Origin of the sequence: Staphylococcus pseudoxylosus, from assembly GCF_044794325.1 — a bacterium.
GTDB classification, from domain to species: domain Bacteria; phylum Bacillota; class Bacilli; order Staphylococcales; family Staphylococcaceae; genus Staphylococcus; species Staphylococcus pseudoxylosus.
Genome location: NZ_CP085024.1, coordinates 2,125,523 through 2,144,480, shown reverse-complemented (window position 1 = coordinate 2,144,480; position 18,958 = coordinate 2,125,523). Strand labels below are relative to the sequence as shown.

Here is an 18,958-nt window from a genome sequence, read left to right as displayed (position 1 = left end):
AGATTAAATGGAATTATCGTCTAGAGTTACTAAATTATTAAATATTAAATATCCAATTATACAAGCTGGCATGGCAGGATCGACCACGCCTGAATTAGTCGCGACAGTGAGTAATAGTGGTGGTTTAGGAACAATTGGCGCAGGCTATTTTAGCGCAGACCGACTGGAAAAAGAAATCACTTATGTACAACAATTAACTGATTTACCTTATTCAGTGAACTTGTTTGTGCCTAGTGAGAAGTTATTTATTCCTGAAAAAGTAGAGCACATGAATGCTTGGTTAAAACCATATCGCAGAGCATTAAATTTAGATGAACCTATTGTTAATATAAGTGAGAAACAGCAGTTTGAAGATACGATTGATATCGTGATTGAAAAAGGCGTGCCTGTAGTTTCGTTTACATTTGGTATTCCTGAACAATCAATACTTACCAGATTAAAAGAAAGAAATATTAAAGTCATGGGAACGGCTACAAGTGTGGAGGAAGCGATTGCTAATGAAAGTGCAGGTATGGATATTATCATCGCCCAGGGCAGTGAGGCAGGTGGCCATAGGGGAGCTTTTACAGAAACATCCAGCAATCTCACCCCTCTCATAGGTACGATGTCACTCATACCTCAAATTGTCGACCAGGTGAGTATACCTGTCGTTGCAGCAGGTGGTATTATGGATGGCAGAGGTATGGTCGCTAGTATGATTTTAGGCGCTGAAGGCATACAAATGGGTACAGCATTTTTAACATCCGAGGAAAGTGGCGCCAGCCAACTTTATAAAAATGCAATCCAACATAGTAAAGAAACAGATACTGTAGTTACAAATGTCTTTACTGGTAAACCTGCGAGAGGCATAGATAATGAGTTTATCCATACGATGGGTGAATATAATGAAGATATCCCAGATTACCCTATACAAAATCAATTGACTAGCTCAATTCGTAAAGAAGCGGCTAGAGAAGGTAATGCGCAGTGGACACATTTGTGGAGTGGACAAAGTCCTAGATTGGCGCAATGTTCGTCGGCATCAGCATTGATGGAACGTATTGTACAACAAGCAAACCATCTATTGAACCAGTGAATAACTATAAATATATGACAAACGCAATATGTAAATTGCTTATTAAGCTATAGCATAGCTAAAAAATTTTGAAAATAGTGTTTTTAAGTAATGAGGAGTAGTATTGAAATCAATTTTAAACTTTTGATTTCAATACTACTTCTCTTTTTATTATTGAAAATTAACACTGACTAAAATAATTATGTCATTATCAGTTTTTTTAAATACATTCGATAAATCATAAAGTATCAAGATTTACTTTTTTAAGTTATAGTAAATTGAATTTAATCAAGTGAATCCATTAAAACATATATGGTATCATTAACTTGGTGATACTATGATAAATATAGGGTTAACAGGTTGGGGGGATCATGATTCATTGTATGAAGACTTGCAGCGTAAGACGGATAAATTAGCTACATATGCAAGTCATTTCCCAATCGTAGAATTGGACGCAACGTATTATGCAATTCAACCTGAGAGAAATATTAGAAAATGGATAAAAGAAACACCTGAAAGATTTAAATTTATAGTGAAAATACATCAAGCATTAACTTTACATGCAGACTACCATGACTTTGCTGAGACAAGACAAACTTTAGTAGATCAATTCAAAATGATGCTTCAACCATTAAAAGATGAAAATAAGCTTGCGATGGTGTTGGTACAATTTCCTCCTTGGTTTGATTGTACTGTTCAAAATATAACGTATATTCGTTATATTCGAGCACAATTGGAAGCTTTTCCTGTATGTGTAGAATTTAGACATCAATCTTGGTTTAACGAGTCTTTTAAAGAAGAAACGTTGTCGTTCTTAACACAACAAGATATCATACATGCCGTTTGTGATGAACCTCAAGTTGGTCAAGGTTCTATACCCATGGTTAACCGTATTACAAATGAAACCGCATTTGTACGGTACCATGGAAGAAATGTACATGGATGGACTAAAAAAGATATGACGGATGATGCTTGGAGAGAAGTAAGGTATTTATATGATTATAGTGAACAAGAATTAAAAGCATTAATTGATAAAGTAAAAGTACTAGAACATAAAGCAAAAGATATTTACGTCGTTTTTAATAATAATTCTGGTGGACATGCAGCCCAAAATGCTAAAACCTATCAACGCTTATTGGGCATAGATTATCAGGGGTTAGCGCCACAACAATTAAAATTATTTTAGGAGCGATTGGATGTTAACTGTAATATTATTGATTTTAATTGGTGGTTTATCAGCAATTTTAGGATCATTAGTTGGTATTGGTGGAGGTATAATCATTGTACCTACACTGGTTTATTTAGGTGTTGATCATGATTTACTTGAAGGTATAACGCCTCAAATCGCTATAGGAACCTCATCAGTTATATTAATAGTAACTGGATTATCTTCGACATTGGGTTATTTGAAAACTAAACAAGTTGATGTAAAAAATGGCTCGATATTTTTATTTGGTTTGCTACCAGGGGCGCTCATTGGTTCTGTAATAAGTCGTTACTTAACATTAACATCTTTTAACTTGTATTTTGGTTTGTTTTTAATATTAGTAGCAAGTTTGCTTGTAATACGAAAGAAAATAAAACCATTAAAAATATTTGCTAAAGCAAAGTACGAAAGGAGTTATATTGATGGTTATGGTAAGCAATATTTTTATCATGTGCCACCTTTAATTTCCTTCATAGCAACATTATTTATTGGTATATTAACCGGATTACTAGGTATAGGTGGCGGTGCATTAATGACACCACTGATGTTAATTGTATTCAGATTCCCACCACATGTGGCTGTCGGTACAAGCATGATGATGATCTTCTTTTCTAGTGTTATGAGTTCAGTAGGTCATATTGCACAAGGACATGTGGCCTGGTTATATGCAATTGTCCTAGTGTTTGCAAGTTATTTTGGTGCAAAGGTTGGCGTGAAAATTAATCACTCGGTAAAATCAGAGACCGTTGTAATATTATTGCGTACATTAATGTTAATTATGGGTATATATTTAATAATTAAATCATTTTTATAAAACGAAGGAGGGGAACTATAGATGAAGTTAACAATTTATCACACAAATGACATACATAGTCACTTACACGAATATGCACGAATTACTGAGTATTTGACTCAAAAGAGACCACAGCTAAGCCATCATTCGCTATATTTAGATATTGGCGACCATGTTGACCTTTCGGCGCCTGTCACTGAAGCAACTATGGGTATAAAAAATGTGGAATTATTAAATGAAGCACACTGTGATATCGCTACGATTGGTAATAATGAAGGTATGACAATTTCTCATGATGCGTTAAATACTTTATATGACAATGCAACATTCGATGTTACTTGTGCGAATGTCTTTGATGAACAGGGGCGTTTACCCCGTAATATGTCATCATCATTCATAAAAGTTATAGACGGGGTACGCATACTATTTATTGCGGCTACCGCTCCATTCACTCCTTTTTATCGAGCTTTAGATTGGATTGTCACAAATCCTTTAGAAGCAATTAAAGATGAAATAAATGCTAATGAAGGTGCCTATGATTTACTTGTGATTATGAGCCATGTTGGTGTATTCTTTGACGAAAAATTATGCCAAGAAATTCCAGAAATTGATTTGATTTTAGGTAGTCATACACACCACTATTTTGAAAATGGTGAGATTAACAATGGTGTATTAATGGCTGCAGCAGGAAAATATGGGCATTTTTTAGGGGAAGTCACTTTAGAAATTGAAAATAATAGCATAGTTAAAAAACAAGCAATACTTCATCCACTAGACAAATTACCAGAAGTTAAGACTCATTTTGATGAAGAAGGGAAAATGTTGTTAAATGATTCAGTGATTGATCGACCAATTTACTTACCTAGAAGAACAGATACCATTACTCAAACGGCGCATATTTTAGCAGAAAGTATTTTTGAATTTACGAATGCAGACTGTACAATTATTAATGCAGGACTCATCGTAAATGGCATAGAAGCAGAACGTTTAACGGAGTACGATATACATCAGATGTTACCTCACCCTATTAATGCAGTCCGTATTAGATTAAGTGGGCGAGAGTTGAAAAATATAATAATCAAAAGTCAAAAACAAGAATACCTTAATGAACACGCACAAGGTCTAGGTTTTAGAGGTAATATTTTTGGCGGCTATATTTTATATAATTTAGGATTTATTGAGTCTGAATCACGTTACTTTATAAATGGTGAATTAATCGATGATGACGAGACATATATATTAGGAACGATAGATATGTATACGTTTGGACGCTATTTTCCTACTTTAAAAGATCAGTCTATAGATTACTTGATGCCAGAGTTTTTAAGAGATATTTTTAAAGAAAAATTATTGGAATATTAAAATATGACTTTATACGTTTTAATTTACCTGAATTTTCGTTATAATGATTAGAGATTTCAAATCAGGAGGATTGTGCGGTTATGGCTACTAAAAATGAAGAGATTTTACGTAAACCAGATTGGTTGAAAATAAAGCTAAATACTAACGAAAACTACACTGGTCTTAAGAAAATGATGCGCGAAAAGAATTTACATACAGTTTGCGAAGAAGCAAAGTGTCCAAATATACATGAATGTTGGGGAGAACGTCGTACTGCTACGTTTATGATTTTAGGTGCAGTATGTACACGTGCATGTCGTTTCTGTGCAGTTAAGACAGGACTTCCAAATGAATTAGACTTAGATGAGCCAGAACGAGTGGCTGAATCTGTAGAATTAATGAATTTAAAACACGTTGTTATTACAGCTGTGGCTCGTGATGACTTAAGAGATGCAGGATCAAATGTATACGCTGAAACTGTACGTAAAGTACGTGAGCGTAATCCTTTTACATCAATAGAAATCTTACCTTCAGATATGGGCGGAGACTATGATGCTTTAGAAACTTTAATGGCGTCAAAACCAGACATTTTAAACCATAACATCGAAACAGTCCGCCGTTTGACACCGAGAGTTCGTGCTAGAGCAACTTATGACCGTACATTAGAGTTCTTAAGACGTTCTAAAGAGTTACAACCTGATATCCCAACAAAATCAAGTCTTATGGTTGGATTAGGTGAAACACACGAGGAAATCTATGAAACAATGGACGACCTACGTGCTAATGATGTTGATATTTTAACGATTGGTCAATATTTGCAACCTTCACGTAAACATTTAAAAGTTGAAAAATATTATACACCATTAGAATTTGGTAAATTAAGAAAAGTAGCAATGGATAAAGGATTTAAACATTGCCAAGCAGGACCACTAGTAAGAAGTTCATATCATGCCGACGAGCAAGTAAATGAAGCGGCTAAAGAAAAACACCGTATTGGTGAAGAACAACTTGGTACAGAAATCGGTAAGCATTTAAATAAATAAGTTAATTAAAGACTTAGTTCATTTGTTACAGTTGTGTTGATGCGCAATACTAATGAGCTAAGTCTTTCTTAGAAGTAAAATATAATTACATACAAGTCAAAGAACTATTTATTAATAAATTAGCTAGTGAATAATAGTAATTTGATGCGTTTAGATTAGGTGAATGACATGATAAAGTTAAATGGACAATTTTTTGAAATCATAGAAGATTATAGAGAATGTTTTGATGAAGAAACATTTGTGAATCGCTATTCAGATATATTAGATAAGTATGATTTTATTGTTGGAGATTTTGGTTATGATCAACTGAGGTTGAAAGGCTTTTATAAAGATTCTAATAAGAAAGCCGAATTAAGCAAACGCTTTTCAACAATTCAAGATTATTTATTAGAATATTGTAATTTTGGTTGCCCGTACTTTATATTAAGACGTATTCCAGAAGTAGAAATGAAAAATTATGCAGAGTCAAATGACATAGTTGAAATAGATTTTGAAGAAGATAAGTTGCATGATGTTAAAATAAAACCTAGTATTCAAGATACTGAAAAATAATGATTATGAGTATATCGTGCTTGAAATAATATTCAACAATATGCTTGAGCATTATGTGCAATAGTAATGTATATATCGTTTGTTTAAAAAATTTGATGCATAAATAGAATAGCCCGTCTTAAAAAAGCAACTTTATTCAAAAATGAATAAAGTTGCTTTTGGTTTATGTTGTAGAAGTGAACATATTTACAGACCATAGAATTGAATTGCTATCGTTAATATAACTATTTCTACTTAGCTAAGGTTTGTTACGATAATTATATTGATATGCTAGTGCGCATTTATTGAATAACTTCATTAAGGTATTCTGAAATTTCATTGCCTTCGTCTTCATTAACACCTAGGATGTGGGCAATATAACCTTCTTCTTCTAAATCGTCGGTACCTATTATACCGAATTGATTCGTTTGCATATTTAATACAATCGTTTTACCGAAATGACGGTTTGTTTGAACTAACATTAGGTCATAGCGACTATGTTCACCAACAAAACCAACAAATTGCACCTGAGCAGATTCATCATCATCATAAAGATACATATCAATCACTTTGAAACACTCCTTACTTCTCCTATTTTACAAATCTAATTATTATAATTATTTAATTTAGTTAAAAAGTCTTAATTTACAGTATAACCATAAATGAATTTGACTGCAAAGGTATGGTATGATGATATTGATAGGGGTGAAAAGATGTATTTCGTGAATAAAGATCAATTAAATACAAAATTAAATTACTTGCAACAACTTATTCAAGATTATCCGCAAAATAAAGATAATGTTTATGCGTTCGAACGCATAGCACAAATGTTTATTGAATCAGCAGTAGACATTGGGAACATGATTATTGATGGTTTTATCTTAAGAGACCCAGGAAATTATAAAGACGTAATAGATATCTTAGCTTTGGAAAAAGTGATTTCAGAAGATACACAAAATCAAATCAATAAAACGGTAGATGTTAGAAAACAATTTGTTCATTATTATGATGAACTTGATGCCGCTGAATTAGTACCACTTTTTGACGAGTCGGTATCTTATTATCAAACATATGTAGAAGAAGTTATACAATTTTTAAAGAGTGAAGATGTACCTGTAACGGCATTTGGCAAAAAAGGAGAATAAGTAATATGAAAAAATATCAAGCTTACTTAATTGATTTGGATGGTACTTTATATAAAGGCGATGAACATATAGATGGTGCGTCTCAATTTATATCATATTTAAATCAATATAAAATTCCACATTTATATGTGACTAATAATTCTACCAAAGACCCAGAAGAAGTAGCAGCGAAGTTAAATAAAATGGGATTAGTCGCACAAGCTGATGAGGTTGTTACATCAGCGCTAGCTACTGCTGAATATATTGCTGAGGAATCTCCAGGAGCAAGTGTATATATGTTAGGTGGTAGCGGATTGAAACATGCGTTAACAGACAAAGGGTTAGTAGTTAAAGAAGATGAATTTGTAGATTATGTTGTTATTGGTTTAGACGAAGCCGTTACTTATGAAAAATTAGCGACTGCCACTTTAGGTGTGCGTAATGGCGCGAAATTTATTTCAACTAACCAAGATGTATCTATACCAAAGGAACGTGGATTTTTACCTGGAAATGGCGCGATTACAAGCGTGGTCACAGTGTCAACTGGTGTTCAACCTATATTTATCGGTAAACCAGAACCAATTATTATGAAAAAAGCGCTAGACATTTTAGGATTAGAGCGCTCAGAGGTTGCGATGGTAGGTGACTTATACGACACAGATATTATGTCGGGCATCAATGTGAATATTGATACGATTCATGTACAAACAGGTGTAACAACCAAAGAAGAAATTGAACAGAAGCCAGTACCTCCGACCTATACATTTAAAGATTTAAATGATGTTATTAAAGAACTCGAGAGTTAGGAGTGATTGAATGGAAAAAATCATTGTAAGTAGAAGTATTCCACAACCATTTATAGATCAGTTAGAGGCTATTGCACAAGTTGAAATGTGGGATGAGTCTTTAATACCAATGCCAAGAAATCAATTTCTAGAGGATATTAAAGATGCAACTGCTTGTTTGATTACTTTAAGTGAAAAAATAGATAGTGAAGTTATCAAAGCTGCTCCAAAATTGAAAGTGATTGCTAATATGGCAGTTGGTTTTGATAATATAGATGTCCCCCTTGTAAATAGTAAAGGGATTACTGTAACTAATACACCTGGTGTACTTACTGAAACAACTGCAGAACTTGGATTTACATTGATGTTAACAGTAGCTAGACGTATTGTGGAAGCTGAAAAGTATGTTCAAAATGGAGAGTGGCAAAGTTGGGGACCATACTTATTTGCCGGAAAAGACTTGTCCAATGCCAATGTAGGAATATATGGTATGGGTGAGATTGGTAAGGCATTTGCAAGAAGATTAAAAGGTTTTGATACTAAGATTATGTATCATAATAGATCTAGAAATAAAGATACTGAAAAAGCACTTGGTGCATTGTATGTTCCTTTTGATACTTTGCTTGAACATAGTGATTTTATTATTTGTACTGCACCACTTACAGAAGAAACTAGAAATAAATTTAATGCCCAAGCCTTTGAAAAAATGAAAAGTGATGCCATTTTTATAAATATTGGGCGAGGTGCTGTCGTAGATGAAGAGGCGCTTGTATTTGCGTTACAGAATGGACAGATTGCAGCTTGTGGACTTGACGTTTTACGTGAAGAGCCAATAGATATGGCGCATCCTTTATTATCGATGGACAATGCTGTTATCGTTCCACATATTGGAAGCGCCTCTGTTACAACCAGAAATCGTATGATTCAATTATGTGTTGATAATATAAGGTTAGTATTAAACAATCAACGAGCTAAAACACCAGTCAATTTAAAATAAATTTTGTAAATAGATAATATGGCGACGTTTTGTATTATTACATCCTAATATAAAAGAAATAAGGTAGAGCGTTAATACTTACCTGTAATGTAGAAATATACCTCTGATTTAAAGAGATGTGTATCAGACTGTCGACAAAGTTTCCGACTTTGTTGGCAGTTTTTTTGTGCACGCTTTTCCAGGGCACTGCCTTAGCTTGTAGTCTCGGGTAGTGCGCATTACGCAGGAGTCCAACTAAATCACTGCCAGTATTACACTAAAAAGATTAGTATATAAATTAAACAATGGTGATGTTTACTATGTCGAATAAATCAATTGATAATAAAGCCAACTTTGGTCTGAAAAAACCACTGTTATTTTGAAAAACTATACCAATAAATAAACAAATTTTAGTCTAACAATACATTAAGGATTGTCTACGTTTTAATCCACTTCTGTTTTAAAGGGAGGTGGATTTTTATGTGAAATTTTAAGTAATAGACTATAAATAATGATGTAAAGAATACTATTAAAAAAATCAATTGTATAAGTGTCGAATTTGTTACAAATCCTCGCTCGATTAAATAGCTAAATAATAACTTTTAAAGCAAGTAGATAATGAATTATTTTCAAAATTTCTTATTATTGCTACTTATTAATTTGTACATTTTCCGTAGCAATATAATGATGCTACTGCATACTTTATATACGATAGATAACAATAGCAACGTGCAGTTATAGCCTTAGGCAAGATTTTTTAGCATTGATTTGTAACAAATAATTACATTATTACTACGATAAGAAAATATTACTTCGAATCATATTATGTAAAACAAACTAATAATTTATAATAGTTTTGGTTTTATAAAACTCTATAAAATACACATTCTAACATTTTTGTTATATATAAATATGTTAATTCGATTGTCACAACATCATAAAAAATGTATAATAAGTTGGTAAAATGTTAAAGTAGTGTAAATAGCACTACAACAAAAAACTTACTTATGTAATAAATAGTTAATAATATAAAAAAATAATTGGAATGAAGAGGTGAAAAATGCGTAAAGAGATGGAAAATACAACAAAATATCAAAAGCTTAAACCATGGTTATTAACTCTTTTATATTTTGCAATATTTATAGCACTGTATTTAATTTATGGTTCTGGAGATACGCATAATAACTTTATTTATAATGAATTTTAGTCGAGGAGAATAGTATGAAGGATATTATATATTCATTAATTGAGAATGAAAAAATGTACCCTGAGCAAATAGCAATAAAGCATAATACAGATGTATTAACGTATCGTGAGTTAAATCAATATACAAATAAACTCGCAGATTTAATAAAAGATAGTAAAAGTCCATTAATTGTATATGGTCATATGTCGCCATTTATGATTGTGGGAATGATTGCCAGTATGAAGGCGGGATGTGGTTATGTACCACTTGATGTATCTATGCCTGAAGAGCGTATTAATACGATTACTGAAAAAATTAACCCTGATTTTATTTTTAATACAAGTGAACATTCACTAGATAGTAATGACAGAGTAATCATTAATACTGAAACACTTGTGATGGATCATCGCACAGTTGAATTTGAAGCTAAAATTAAAGATCAAGATATTGCATATACCATTTTTACATCAGGCTCAACAGGTGAACCTAAGGGTGTACAAATTAGGTATGAAAGTCTTAACGAATTTACGAACTGGATGGTAGATTTGAATAAAATAGGTGAGAATCAACAATGGCTAAATCAAGCTCCATTTTCATTTGATTTATCTGTCATGGCAATTTATCCATGTTTAGCTACTGCAGGAACATTAAATTTAGTAGATAAGACAATGATTAATAAGCCTAAATTATTAAATGATATGCTAGAGCAATCCAAAATAAACGTATGGGTGTCTACACCATCATTTATGGAAATGTGCTTAATGTTACCTAATTTAACAGAAGAACGTTATGAAAGTTTAAAAGAATTCTTCTTTTGTGGTGAAATTTTACCACATAAAACTGCTAAGATGTTGTTACAACGCTTCCCATCTGCATATATTTATAATACATACGGACCTACAGAAGCGACAGTTGCAGTTACAAGTATCTTAATTACTGAAGCGGTTATCAATCAATATAATCCATTACCAGTGGGCAAAGTGAGACCGGGAACGCAATTGTCTTTAGCTGAAAATGAAGAATTAATCATTTCCGGACAATGCGTAAGTGAAGGTTATGTGAAAGATGAGCAACGTTCTAACGCAGTATTTAAAGATATAAATAATCGCAGATCTTATTTTACTGGTGATAAAGCAACCATCCAAGATGACTTATGGTTTATCACTGGGCGTATAGATTTTCAAGTGAAACTAAATGGATACCGTATGGAGCTAGAAGAAATAGAATTTCATTTAAGACAAGTAGATGTAGTCAAAGAAGCAATAGTTGTACCAGTATACAAAAATAATAAAGTAACGCAATTACAAGGTGTTGTAGTCTTAAATGACTTAAACGATGTTAAAGATGAACTAACATTGATACATGATATTAAACAAGAACTTAAACAAGCGATGCCAGAATATATGATTCCAAGAAAGATTATATTTAAAGAGCAATTTCCTTTAACAATAAATGGGAAATTAGATCGTAAGCAGATTGCCGAGGATGTATTAGCATGATTCCATATGGTACGTTTACGTTCTTTCTTATAGCATTTATAGTCTTAATTCCGGTTATTATATTAGGTTTAGCTGGAAAGAGAAGCCGTATTTATAATGGTATAAGTACAGCTATTATGATTGTGCTCATTTTTTCTTCAGATAAACATAATTTATTTGGCCAAGCATATTTAAGTGTTCAACTTATAAACTTTGTTTTATATCTATTATGGCAAGTTGCAATCATTATGTTTTATTGGAAATCACGTTCAAAAAACAACTCATTTATAAAGTTTTTCACAGTGATTGCTTTATCCATATTGCCACTTGTAGTGGTGAAAGTAATGCAAAGTTCGTGGTTTGGTGCTGCACAATTAAAGCTCCATGAAAATAAGGTGATTGAATTTATAGGCTTCTTAGGTATTTCTTACGTTACTTTCAAAAGCGTTCAATTATTAATGGAAATTCGTGATGGTTCTATAAAAGAAGTGAAAGCTACTAAAGTATTTCAATTCATTTCGTTTTTCCCGACAATTTCATCTGGTCCAATTGACCGCTACAAACGTTTTGTCAAAGATGAAAGCAAGATACAAAGTAGTGAAAGTTATCGAGCATCACTAAATAAAGCCATAAATTTTATCATGCTAGGTTTTTTATATAAATACATTATTGCTTATTTAATACAAGTTTATGCGATTAATCCATTAATGTTAGATTTTTCAAATTTCACTGCTAAATGGTTATATATGTATGCGTATAGTTTATATCTATTCTTTGACTTCGCTGGTTATTCATTATTTGCTATGGCATTTAGCTATTTATATGGCATTCAGACACCACAAAACTTTAAGCAACCGTTTAAAGCAAAGAATATCAAAGACTTTTGGAATAGATGGCATATGTCTTTATCATTTTGGTTTAGAGATTGTATTTATATGAGAGCTTTATTTTATATGTCGAAAAAACGCTTATTAAAAAATCAATTTACCATGTCTAATATTGCTTTTTCATTAAACTTTTTAATTATGGGCATTTGGCATGGCATTGAAGTTCATTATATTTTGTATGGTTTATATCACGCAGTTTTATTTATTGGTTATGGTTATTATGAAAAATGGCGAAAAAATCATCCGCCAAGATGGTCTAACCGATATACATCAATGTTAAGTATTATCGTTACATTCCATTTTGTAACGTTTGGTTTTCTTATCTTTTCTGGGAAACTGTTTTAATTATGAGGAGGATTTATTATGGAATTTAGAGAACAAGTATTAGATTTATTAACTGAAGTTGCTGAAAATAATGTTATTAAGGAAAATCCAGACGTAGAGCTTTTTGAAGAGGGTATTATTGATTCTTTTCAAACGGTAGGTCTTTTGCTAGAGATTCAAAATAAATTAGATATTGAAGTATCGATTATGGATTTTGATAGAGATGAATGGGCGACACCTAACAAGATTGTAGCGGTATTAGAAGAATTACGATGAAGTTAAAACCGTTTATACCTATTATTTTAAGTCTTGCATTGTTTGGAATTTTCTTAGTGTTGCCAGCAAGTTGGTTCACTGGATTAATTAATTCCAAAACAGTAGCTACGCAAAGTGTTGCTCTAACAGATCAAGTGTTGAAAGGAACCTTAGTGCAAGATAAAATGTATCAGTCTGATGCTTATTATCCGATATATGGTTCCAGTGAATTAGAGAAAGACGATCCATTTAATCCAGCAATTTTATTAAATAATCGAAGTCAAGTTAGTAAGAAACCATTCTTGATTGGTACGGGTGGTTCGACAGATTTAGTAAACGCTGTGGAATTAGGTTCACAGTATGGGAATTTAAAAGGTAAGAAAATGGCATTTATAGTTTCGCCACAGTGGTTTACAAAAAATGGCTTAACGCAAGATAATTTTAAGGCGCGTATTTCAAAGGCACAGCTCAATCAGTTGTTTAACCAAGAGCAATTAAGTCCGGAACTTAAACAACGTTATGCCAAACGATTATTACAATTTAAAGATGTGGAGAATCGCGCATATTTAGAAAAAATTGCGCAAGGAAAAACACAAGAAAATAAAAATTATCTTTCAACATTTAAAGATGAACAATTGAAAAAAATTGAAGCTATTAAAGCTGTGTATCCATTGAGAACATCACCTGTATCGCATATTGATCCTATTACCTCAAAAAATGATTCTTGGAATGATGTGATGACAGAAGCTGAAATCTATGGTGCAAAGCATACAAAAACAAATGAATTTGGTATTCGAGATGAATATTGGGATTTAATCAAAAAGCATAAACGAAAAATTAATAGAAATCATGAATTCAGGGAAAATTCGCCCGAATTTAAAGATTTAGAGTTACTTGTAGATACATTACGAGAAGCTGGCGCGGATGTTGACTATATAATTATACCGTCTAACGGTAAGTGGTATGATCACATTGGTATTGATAAAGATAGACGTCAGAAAATATACAAAAAAATTGATAAAACAATAGTGGATCATGGTGGACAGACGTACGACATGTCAGATAAAGACTATGAACCATATGTTGTAAGTGATGCAGTACATATTGGCTGGAAAGGCTGGGTATACATCACTAAAAATATCGATGAACATATACACCAGAAATAACATACAAAAATAAAAATTCCTTTCAATATTTACACAATTTAGTGAAATGTTGAAAGGAATTTTCGCGTGAAAATTAAAACAGGACAATGAAATCAATCATATTGAAGGTTCATTGTCCTGTTTCTTATAAAAGTGTTCGAAAGGAACTAAATTTTCTGATGTTATATTTAAAGCATCTATTATTTAGAATACTTGTTCTACTTCGATTACTCCCGGAACTTCTTCGTGTAAAGCACGTTCTATACCTGCTTTTAATGTAATTGTTGAACTTGGGCATGTACCACAAGCACCATGTAATTGTAATTTAACAATTCCGTCTTCTACGTCAACAAGGGAACAGTCACCACCATCACGTAGTAAGAAGGGACGTAATTTTTCGATAACTTCCGCTACTTGATCAAACATTGTCACGTTTTCAGTTGGCATGGAAATGCCTCCTTTCAAGTATATTATTTCATTTTCTACTTATCTTTTTATTATAATAGAAATGTAACGAAAAATCTATAATTCAAGATAAAAGGGGAAAAGATATATGGACAAAATAAGTGTTGTTGTTTATGGGGCAGATGTTATTTGTGCAAGTTGTGTCAATGCACCGACGTCCCGTAATACGTATGACTGGTTACAACCATTATTACAGAGAAAGTATCCAGACAAACAATTTGAATTTACGTATATCGATATCGAAAAAGATACCGAAAATTTGTCGGATCATGATCAACAATTTATTGAGCGTATTCAAGATGACGAACTCTTTTATCCACTCGTAACCATGAATGACGAGTATGTTTCTGATGGATATGTACAATTGAAAGATATAACTCGTTTTTTAGATAATCATTAGATCAATTAATTCGATCAAAAAGATATTTAAGTTATGACTATAAATCATATAAAGTTTACGGTACTAAAATTTTGTTTTTAAAATAAACCCAGGCGGCACCATTAACAAATGATGGTGCCGCCTGGGTTTTATAAGTATGAAAATGAACTTTCAATAAACTTAACTCATTCAGTTTATATTTACTAAAGTCATTAATTAGCCATTATGATATTTATACATCCAAAGTACACCGGATTTTAAAATGGAAGCTAAGCGACCTGTAACCGTACGATCCATAATATAAGCAAATCCTTTTTTGTCTCCTAAGGAACCAAGGAAACCTTGTATTTTGATTTCTGGCATTTTTTCAGGTAGAGGTTTACCTTGCCATTGTAATTTCATAACATCTGCAATTTGATCACCCTGGGCTTCTGCTAGTTGAGCACTTGGTGCATGCGGTAATTCTGCACAATCACCTACGACATATACGTTTTTGTATGTTGGTACTTGGTGATATTGGTTTAAGATCACACGACCACTTTTACTAATGTCTATAGGTAAATTTCTGACTAACTCTACTGGTTGAATGCCAGCAGTCCAGACAATTAAATCTACATCTTCAGGTACGTCATTATTATAAATGCGACCTGGTTCCACGCGGTTAATATCAGAATTAGGAACAACTGTTACATCATGCTCGTTGAACCATTTTTCAATATACTTACTAAGTTTTTCAGGGAAACGACATAAAATACGTTCGCCTCTATCGTAAAGAAAGATTTGAAGGTCTTTACGGCTTTCTCTTAATTCACTAGCTAATTCAATACCACTTAAACCAGCGCCAACGATACCTACTTTGGCACCATTTGGTAGTTCGCTTAAATGATGGAAAGTCTCACGGGATTTAGAAAGTGTTTGAATACTATGCGTGTATTCTTCAGCACCAGGGACATTATGATATTTATCTTCACAACCTAAACCAATCACTAATTCATCATAGTCTACTTTCGTATTACCAACAGAAACTATTTGATCTTCTAAATTAATATCATTGATTTCACCATAGACATTGTTAATTCTATCTGAATCAGGAAAGTTCATGCGAATATCTTTATCTGACTTTGTACCAGCTGCTAATTCATAAAATTCTGGTTTTAAACCATGATAAGGCATACGATCTATTAATGTAATCGTATAATTTTCAGGCAGTGCAGATGGTAAGATATGTGACATGATACGCATATTTCCATAACCGCCACCTAATAATACTAAGTTTTTCATTTGTGATACCCCTCTAGTAAAAATTGTATTGAGCATAAACATACAATTACTTACTTCTATAGTAGGTAATTGAACTTGTTATCTCGTCAATGTAAGTTATTAAATATAATGTGGTTAAATCATATTTCGTCCTGCATCGATATACCAATTTTCTATAATCAGCTTACTTATATTTATTATATGCTTTTTTATTTGTTACTACAAATAAAGAAGACAAATTGTAATTATTAAAAATATATATTTTATTTTAACGGACATTATTTCCTGCAATTTTATTGTGTGCGTAATGTAAAGTGCATATTAATTCGAACTAAGTAGTAAGTGATATTTTATAAGCTAGTATGTAGAAATAACAATAACGTTTTTGTTATAATTGCTTAACTGATATTTTATGAGAGGGTGTATTATGAATCCAATAATCGAGTTCTGCATTTCGAATTTAGCGAAGGGTGGAGATTATGTATATAATCAGCTTGAAAATGACCCAGATGTAGACGTATTAGAATACGGTTGTTTGCAAAATTGTGGCATTTGTTCTAGTGGGTTGTATGCATTAGTGAATGGTGATATCGTTGAAGGTGATTCGCCAGATGATTTATTACAAAAAATTTACGCACATATAGAAGAAACATGGATTTTTTAGGGAGGTAAAAATAATGGCTATTATTGAAATGACTGAAGCTGCAGCATATGAAGTTAAAGATATGTTACAGCAAAATGATATGGCAGATGGTTATTTAAAAGTTAAGGTAAACGGTGGCGGTTGTACCGGATTAACTTATGGTATGTCTGCTGAAGCTGAACCTGCTGAAAATGATGAAATATATGAATTTCATGGTTTAAAAGTATTAATAGATAAATATGATAAACCAGTTTTAGATGGAACAACTATTGATTTTAAACAATCACTAATGGGCGGTGGCTTCCAAATAGACAACCCTAATGCAATTGCTTCATGCGGTTGTGGCAGTTCGTTTAGAACTGCAAAAGTTGCTGGCTCACCAGAAGATTGCTAAATTATAATATCTAGTTTAAAAGACTATAGTTCACTTAAAATAAGTGTAAACTATAGTCTTTTAATCGTTTATGTGAAATAATAAACAATATGGTCGTTGGTGCTTGAAAATCAGCAGTAAAAACTATAAAATTAGTGTTGGATGAAAAATGTCTTTTTTGTGAATTACTATATTGTGAATGGGGTACAGAAAAAGACTATAGCAACAAAAAAATTAAGAAAGCTTAGGTGAATGAAATGGCTCAAGATCGTAAAAAAGTATTAGTTCTAGGCGCTGGTTATGCCGGTTTACAAACTATTACAAAATTACAAAAGCAAATTTCAGCAGATGAAGCTGAAATTACATTAATTAATAAAAATGATTACCACTATGAAGCAACGTGGTTACACGAGGCTTCAGCAGGTACTCTTAGCTATGAAGATTTACTATATCCAGTTGAAAGTGTTGTAGACAAAAACAAAGTTAACTTTGTTAAGGCAGAAGTTACTAAAATTGATCGCAATGCGAAAAAAGTCGAAACAGATGCTGGAATCTTTGACTTTGATATCTTAGTTGTAGGTTTAGGCTTTGAAAGTGAAACGTTTGGTATCAAAGGTATGAAAGATCATGCTTTCCAAATTGAAAACATATTAACTGCTCGTCAATTATCTCGTCACATCGAAGATAAATTTGCTAACTATGCATCTTCAAAACAAAAAGATGATAAAGATTTAGCAATTATTGTTGGTGGTGCTGGATTTACTGGTGTTGAATTCTTAGGTGAATTAACTGATAGAATTCCAGAATTATGTAATAAATATGGTGTTGAGCAAAGCAAAGTGAAAATCACTTGTGTTGAAGCTGCTCCTAAAATGTTACCAATGTTCTCTGACGAGCTAGTTAACTATGCAGTAAGTTACTTAGAAGGTAAAGGTGTAGAATTCAAAATTGGTACACCGATTGTTGCAGCTAACGAAAAAGGTTTCGTTGTAAAAGTTAATGACAAAGAAGAACAATTAGAAGCTAATACAGTTGTATGGGCTGCTGGTGTTCGTGGTAGTAAATTAATGGAAGAATCATTCGAAGGCGTAAAACGTGGACGTATTGTAACTAAACAAGATTTAACTATCGAAGGTTATGACGATATCTTTGTTATTGGTGACTGTTCTGCATTTATCCCTGCTGGAGAAGAACGCCCATTACCAACTACAGCACAAATCGCTATGCAACAAGGTGAACATACTGCTAAAAACATTAAAAATGTATTAGAAGGTCAACCAACTCAAGAATTTGATTATGTTGATCGTGGTACTGTATGTTCATTAGGTGCGCATGATGGTGTTGGTGTTGTTTATGGTAAAGATATCCAAGGTAAAAAAGCAGCATTCATGAAGAAAGTTATTGATACTCGTGCAGTATTTAAACTTGGCGGTATCGGTTTAGCATTCAAAAAAGGTAAATTTTAATATATAATTTAAATATGTAATTCACATACTTAACTGTGATGAAAATTTTAAAGAAGTGGGATAGAAAAATACTGTCTAAAATGATTTTATTGTCCCGACGAGACTTTGATGACAAGGGGATAAATAGGGGAAACACTCTATACGCCAGTCATCATTATCTAAAACATATCTGAGGCCGAGACATGATTTATGTCCGGTCTCTTTTTATTACACTTTTTAATCGTATTGCTTTAAAATGCATTA

At 32.5% G+C, this 18,958-nt stretch carries 21 protein-coding genes; 18 read left to right on the top strand and 3 right to left on the bottom strand.

Annotated elements, in window-relative coordinates:
* Positions 1 to 7: 7 nt before the first annotated feature.
* The 6 genes from LG295_RS10230 (at position 8) to LG295_RS10205 (ending at position 5,990) form a co-directional block, all read left to right on the top strand.
* Complete coding sequence (locus LG295_RS10230; RefSeq protein WP_318833061.1) at positions 8 to 1,075, top strand: nitronate monooxygenase family protein; 1,068 nt, start codon at positions 8 to 10, stop codon at positions 1,073 to 1,075.
* Between the two features lie 316 nt (positions 1,076 to 1,391).
* A complete protein-coding gene (locus tag LG295_RS10225; protein WP_107530143.1) occupies positions 1,392 to 2,240 on the top strand; it encodes a DUF72 domain-containing protein in 849 nt (282 codons plus the stop codon).
* Between the two features lie 10 nt (positions 2,241 to 2,250).
* Entirely contained in the window at positions 2,251 to 3,075 is an 825-nt protein-coding gene (locus LG295_RS10220; protein ID WP_107530142.1) for a sulfite exporter TauE/SafE family protein, read from the top strand.
* A 21-nt stretch (positions 3,076 to 3,096) separates the two neighbouring features.
* Positions 3,097 to 4,416 carry a bifunctional UDP-sugar hydrolase/5'-nucleotidase gene (locus LG295_RS10215; RefSeq protein ID WP_318833060.1) on the top strand — a complete coding sequence of 440 codons (1,320 nt, stop codon included), beginning with the start codon at positions 3,097 to 3,099 and terminating at the stop codon, positions 4,414 to 4,416.
* Between the two features lie 80 nt (positions 4,417 to 4,496).
* Positions 4,497 to 5,438 carry a lipoyl synthase gene (gene lipA, locus LG295_RS10210; protein WP_017722371.1) on the top strand — a complete coding sequence of 314 codons (942 nt, stop codon included), beginning with the start codon at positions 4,497 to 4,499 and terminating at the stop codon, positions 5,436 to 5,438.
* Between the two features lie 168 nt (positions 5,439 to 5,606).
* Entirely contained in the window at positions 5,607 to 5,990 is a 384-nt protein-coding gene (locus LG295_RS10205) for a YutD family protein (protein ID WP_107530140.1), read from the top strand.
* Positions 5,991 to 6,271: 281 nt separating this feature from the next.
* Here LG295_RS10205 and LG295_RS10200 read toward each other — a convergent pair whose 3' ends face one another.
* Positions 6,272 to 6,538 carry a DUF3055 domain-containing protein gene (locus tag LG295_RS10200; protein ID WP_017722369.1) on the bottom strand — a complete coding sequence of 89 codons (267 nt, stop codon included), beginning with the start codon at positions 6,536 to 6,538 and terminating at the stop codon, positions 6,272 to 6,274.
* A gap of 144 nt (positions 6,539 to 6,682) precedes the next feature.
* On the opposite strand from LG295_RS10200, the gene LG295_RS10195 reads away from it, so the two are divergent.
* From LG295_RS10195 to dltD, 8 genes are all read left to right on the top strand, one after another.
* Entirely contained in the window at positions 6,683 to 7,114 is a 432-nt protein-coding gene (locus LG295_RS10195) for a DUF86 domain-containing protein (protein WP_318833059.1), read from the top strand.
* 5 nt (positions 7,115 to 7,119) lie between these two features.
* Positions 7,120 to 7,899, top strand: coding sequence for a TIGR01457 family HAD-type hydrolase (locus LG295_RS10190; RefSeq protein WP_318833058.1), 780 nt, complete (start codon positions 7,120 to 7,122; stop codon positions 7,897 to 7,899).
* 10 nt (positions 7,900 to 7,909) lie between these two features.
* Positions 7,910 to 8,875: a D-glycerate dehydrogenase gene (locus tag LG295_RS10185; protein ID WP_318833057.1), complete on the top strand. Its 966-nt coding sequence runs from the start codon at positions 7,910 to 7,912 to the stop codon at positions 8,873 to 8,875.
* A gap of 1,039 nt (positions 8,876 to 9,914) precedes the next feature.
* Positions 9,915 to 10,061, top strand: coding sequence for a teichoic acid D-Ala incorporation-associated protein DltX (locus LG295_RS10180; protein WP_318833056.1), 147 nt, complete (start codon positions 9,915 to 9,917; stop codon positions 10,059 to 10,061).
* A 14-nt stretch (positions 10,062 to 10,075) separates the two neighbouring features.
* Positions 10,076 to 11,539 (top strand): D-alanine--poly(phosphoribitol) ligase subunit DltA, encoded by a 1,464-nt coding sequence (gene dltA, locus LG295_RS10175; protein WP_107530135.1) that lies wholly within the window; start codon positions 10,076 to 10,078, stop codon positions 11,537 to 11,539.
* Positions 11,536 to 12,750: a D-alanyl-lipoteichoic acid biosynthesis protein DltB gene (dltB, locus tag LG295_RS10170; protein ID WP_318833055.1), complete on the top strand. Its 1,215-nt coding sequence runs from the start codon at positions 11,536 to 11,538 to the stop codon at positions 12,748 to 12,750. Before dltA ends, dltB begins: the two co-directional genes overlap by 4 nt.
* Before the next feature lie 18 nt (positions 12,751 to 12,768).
* The gene (gene dltC / locus LG295_RS10165) at positions 12,769 to 13,005 is read left to right on the top strand and encodes a D-alanine--poly(phosphoribitol) ligase subunit 2 (protein WP_029377566.1); all 237 of its coding nucleotides are present in this window, start codon (positions 12,769 to 12,771) and stop codon (positions 13,003 to 13,005) included.
* Positions 13,002 to 14,150, top strand: coding sequence for a D-alanyl-lipoteichoic acid biosynthesis protein DltD (dltD, locus tag LG295_RS10160; protein ID WP_404475842.1), 1,149 nt, complete (start codon positions 13,002 to 13,004; stop codon positions 14,148 to 14,150). Before dltC ends, dltD begins: the two co-directional genes overlap by 4 nt.
* A gap of 183 nt (positions 14,151 to 14,333) precedes the next feature.
* On the opposite strand, the gene LG295_RS10155 is transcribed toward dltD, so the two are convergent.
* Entirely contained in the window at positions 14,334 to 14,576 is a 243-nt protein-coding gene (locus LG295_RS10155; RefSeq protein WP_002483816.1) for a NifU family protein, read from the bottom strand.
* A gap of 106 nt (positions 14,577 to 14,682) precedes the next feature.
* Between LG295_RS10155 and LG295_RS10150 the strand changes: the two genes are divergently transcribed.
* The gene (locus LG295_RS10150) at positions 14,683 to 14,994 is read left to right on the top strand and encodes a YuzD family protein (protein WP_107530132.1); all 312 of its coding nucleotides are present in this window, start codon (positions 14,683 to 14,685) and stop codon (positions 14,992 to 14,994) included.
* 195 nt (positions 14,995 to 15,189) lie between these two features.
* On the opposite strand, the gene LG295_RS10145 is transcribed toward LG295_RS10150, so the two are convergent.
* Entirely contained in the window at positions 15,190 to 16,254 is a 1,065-nt protein-coding gene (locus LG295_RS10145; RefSeq protein ID WP_017722359.1) for an NAD(P)/FAD-dependent oxidoreductase, read from the bottom strand.
* 406 nt (positions 16,255 to 16,660) lie between these two features.
* Between LG295_RS10145 and LG295_RS10140 the strand changes: the two genes are divergently transcribed.
* From LG295_RS10140 to LG295_RS10130, 3 genes are all read left to right on the top strand, one after another.
* Entirely contained in the window at positions 16,661 to 16,897 is a 237-nt protein-coding gene (locus LG295_RS10140; RefSeq protein WP_029377562.1) for a YuzB family protein, read from the top strand.
* A 13-nt stretch (positions 16,898 to 16,910) separates the two neighbouring features.
* Positions 16,911 to 17,270, top strand: coding sequence for an iron-sulfur cluster assembly accessory protein (locus LG295_RS10135; RefSeq protein ID WP_029377561.1), 360 nt, complete (start codon positions 16,911 to 16,913; stop codon positions 17,268 to 17,270).
* Positions 17,271 to 17,506: 236 nt separating this feature from the next.
* Complete coding sequence (locus tag LG295_RS10130) at positions 17,507 to 18,715, top strand: NAD(P)/FAD-dependent oxidoreductase (protein ID WP_017722356.1); 1,209 nt, start codon at positions 17,507 to 17,509, stop codon at positions 18,713 to 18,715.
* Positions 18,716 to 18,958 lie beyond the last annotated feature (243 nt).

Bases quoted from the DNA above. Each gene is read 5' to 3' on its own strand.
- LG295_RS10195 (WP_318833059.1), top strand. From the start codon at position 6,683: ATGTATTTCGTGAATAAAGATCAATTAAATACAAAATTAAATTACTTG.
- LG295_RS10135 (WP_029377561.1), top strand. From the start codon at position 16,911: ATGGCTATTATTGAAATGACTGAAGCTGCAGCATATGAAGTTAAAGAT.
- LG295_RS10180 (WP_318833056.1), top strand. From the start codon at position 9,915: ATGCGTAAAGAGATGGAAAATACAACAAAATATCAAAAGCTTAAACCA.
- LG295_RS10220 (WP_107530142.1), top strand. From the start codon at position 2,251: ATGTTAACTGTAATATTATTGATTTTAATTGGTGGTTTATCAGCAATT.
- dltA (WP_107530135.1), top strand. From the start codon at position 10,076: ATGAAGGATATTATATATTCATTAATTGAGAATGAAAAAATGTACCCT.
- LG295_RS10155 (WP_002483816.1), bottom strand. From the start codon at position 14,576: ATGCCAACTGAAAACGTGACAATGTTTGATCAAGTAGCGGAAGTTATC.
- LG295_RS10140 (WP_029377562.1), top strand. From the start codon at position 16,661: ATGAATCCAATAATCGAGTTCTGCATTTCGAATTTAGCGAAGGGTGGA.
- lipA (WP_017722371.1), top strand. From the start codon at position 4,497: ATGGCTACTAAAAATGAAGAGATTTTACGTAAACCAGATTGGTTGAAA.
- LG295_RS10185 (WP_318833057.1), top strand. From the start codon at position 7,910: ATGGAAAAAATCATTGTAAGTAGAAGTATTCCACAACCATTTATAGAT.
- LG295_RS10205 (WP_107530140.1), top strand. From the start codon at position 5,607: ATGATAAAGTTAAATGGACAATTTTTTGAAATCATAGAAGATTATAGA.
- LG295_RS10145 (WP_017722359.1), bottom strand. From the start codon at position 16,254: ATGAAAAACTTAGTATTATTAGGTGGCGGTTATGGAAATATGCGTATC.
- dltB (WP_318833055.1), top strand. From the start codon at position 11,536: ATGATTCCATATGGTACGTTTACGTTCTTTCTTATAGCATTTATAGTC.
- LG295_RS10150 (WP_107530132.1), top strand. From the start codon at position 14,683: ATGGACAAAATAAGTGTTGTTGTTTATGGGGCAGATGTTATTTGTGCA.
- LG295_RS10130 (WP_017722356.1), top strand. From the start codon at position 17,507: ATGGCTCAAGATCGTAAAAAAGTATTAGTTCTAGGCGCTGGTTATGCC.
- dltD (WP_404475842.1), top strand. From the start codon at position 13,002: ATGAAGTTAAAACCGTTTATACCTATTATTTTAAGTCTTGCATTGTTT.
- LG295_RS10215 (WP_318833060.1), top strand. From the start codon at position 3,097: ATGAAGTTAACAATTTATCACACAAATGACATACATAGTCACTTACAC.
- LG295_RS10230 (WP_318833061.1), top strand. From the start codon at position 8: ATGGAATTATCGTCTAGAGTTACTAAATTATTAAATATTAAATATCCA.
- LG295_RS10225 (WP_107530143.1), top strand. From the start codon at position 1,392: ATGATAAATATAGGGTTAACAGGTTGGGGGGATCATGATTCATTGTAT.
- LG295_RS10190 (WP_318833058.1), top strand. From the start codon at position 7,120: ATGAAAAAATATCAAGCTTACTTAATTGATTTGGATGGTACTTTATAT.
- dltC (WP_029377566.1), top strand. From the start codon at position 12,769: ATGGAATTTAGAGAACAAGTATTAGATTTATTAACTGAAGTTGCTGAA.